Raw genomic sequence first — 1,739 nt, forward strand, 5'->3', positions numbered from 1 at the left:
TCTACGTCATCAACAAGACCCAGCGCCGCTTCAAGGCCCGCCAGGGCTGACGGCGGCGCCAGGGCAACCCGGGAAAACCGCGCTCCGGCGCGGTTTTTTTGTGCCGGTGGGCACGCGTGCCCACTTGGTCAACGCATTGAAATCGCTCGATTCAAGGGTCGCTTGTTAACCCGATCTCAACCGAGGTTAACGTGCCGGCACGGGGTTCAGTCGGACTCGTCGCGCGGGAACTCGAGGTCGAGGAAGGCGGTGGCTCCCTCGAGGTCGTGCGGTTGCGCCCGCAGGCCGTGCGAGGCGCCGCGGGTGGTGCCGACCTCGCGGGCGAGGTCGGCGACGAGCCGCGCGAGAAGGGCCGCGGCCGCCTCCGCCGGGGCCTCGCGGGTGACGGCTCCGGTGGCGAGGTCGGCGGTGTCGCCGGGGCCGAGCACGGTGAGGCGGACGCCGCGGGCGACGAAGCTGTCGCTCTGCAGCTCGAGCGCGGTCACGTCGACCTCGACGAGGAGGAAGCCCCTGGCGCCGGTGGCCTGCAGGCGGCTGCCGGCGTGGGAGGCGACGACGGCGCTGTCCTCGAAGACGCCGATGCCGAAGCGCTCGCTCTCCTCGGCGCAGGCGACGACGAGGCGGCCGAGCCGGTTTCCGGAGATGAGGTTCTGGTCGACGATGCCGCCGGAGAAGAGGCCGATCCCCTCCTGGATGACGAGGCCGCGGTGGCCGGTGTCGGAGGAGACGCCGTAGCGCAGCGCCTCCCAGGAGGAGCCGCCGGCGATCATCACGCCCGAGAGCGCGGAGGCGGCGCCGGAGGCGGCGATCAGCACCGCGCCCTGGGCGTGGGCGCGGGCGATGGCGCGCAGGACGGCGCTCTCCTCGCCGCGGTGGAGGAGCGTCTCGACGAGGCGAATCTGGTTGCCGCCGCAGAAGAGGATGCCGCGCAGGCCGGCGATGTCCTCGAGGAGGTCGTGGTTCTGCTCCACGTAGTCGAGGTTGTCGATGGTGACGCCGAGGTCGATGGCGTGCACGCCGTGGCGGGCGAGGAGCGCGAGGTGCTCGGCGGCGGTGCGGGCGGGGTCGGCGGAGGCGGCGGCGAGGACGCCGACGGGGCCGGCGCCGAGGAGGGCGATGGGGGCCTCGAGCATGGCGGGGGCGGCGGTGAGGGGCGAGGAGCCGAGCAGCACGATGCGGGCCTCGGGGTTCGGGGTCATGCCGAAGGTGCGGGCGCGGCTGCCGATGCGGTCGGCGAGGCGGGTGGCACTCAGGTGCTCGCGGGTGATCGAGCAGCGGAAGTCGAGGGCCGACATGCGGAGGCCGCTTTCGGGGGTGGCGATCAGGCCCTTGGAGCGGCGGGGCTGGCGCTCGAGCTCGACGGTGACGTTGATGCCGGAGCGGGCGTCGAAAGCCTCGGCCTGGTCGCGGGTATAGCTCGCGGGGTCGCCGAGGACGAGGCGGGCCATCAGGTCGTAGAGGGTGTAGGCGCCGAAGACGTTGCGGCGGGAGCGGGCCGGGGCGCGGTAGGCGATCTCGCGCTTCCTGACCCGGCGCTTGGCGGCGCCGGGCTGGGGGCGGAAGCGGGCGAGGTCGAGGCCGTCGCCGTCGTCGAGGTAGGAGAGGCGGAAGGCCCCGAGGCCGCCCCGGTGGCGCATGTCGACGAGCATGACGCCGTATTCGCCGCAGACCCGGGCGGTGGTGCCCTCGACGAGGAGCGCGGTGTTCTCGTCGATGCCGAAGCCGCGGCGGACGCCGGC

The 1,739-nt window shown here is 73.4% G+C and carries 1 protein-coding gene; it reads right to left on the bottom strand.

Annotated features, from left to right (window positions below):
• Positions 1-206 precede the first annotated feature (206 nt).
• A partial coding sequence (locus Q0112_RS00010) for a hypothetical protein (protein ID WP_297970009.1) occupies positions 207-1,739 on the bottom strand: 1,533 nt, incomplete at its 5' end.

Origin of the sequence: uncultured Amaricoccus sp. (assembly GCF_937858865.1) — a bacterium.
Classification (GTDB): Bacteria; Pseudomonadota; Alphaproteobacteria; order Rhodobacterales; family Rhodobacteraceae; genus Amaricoccus.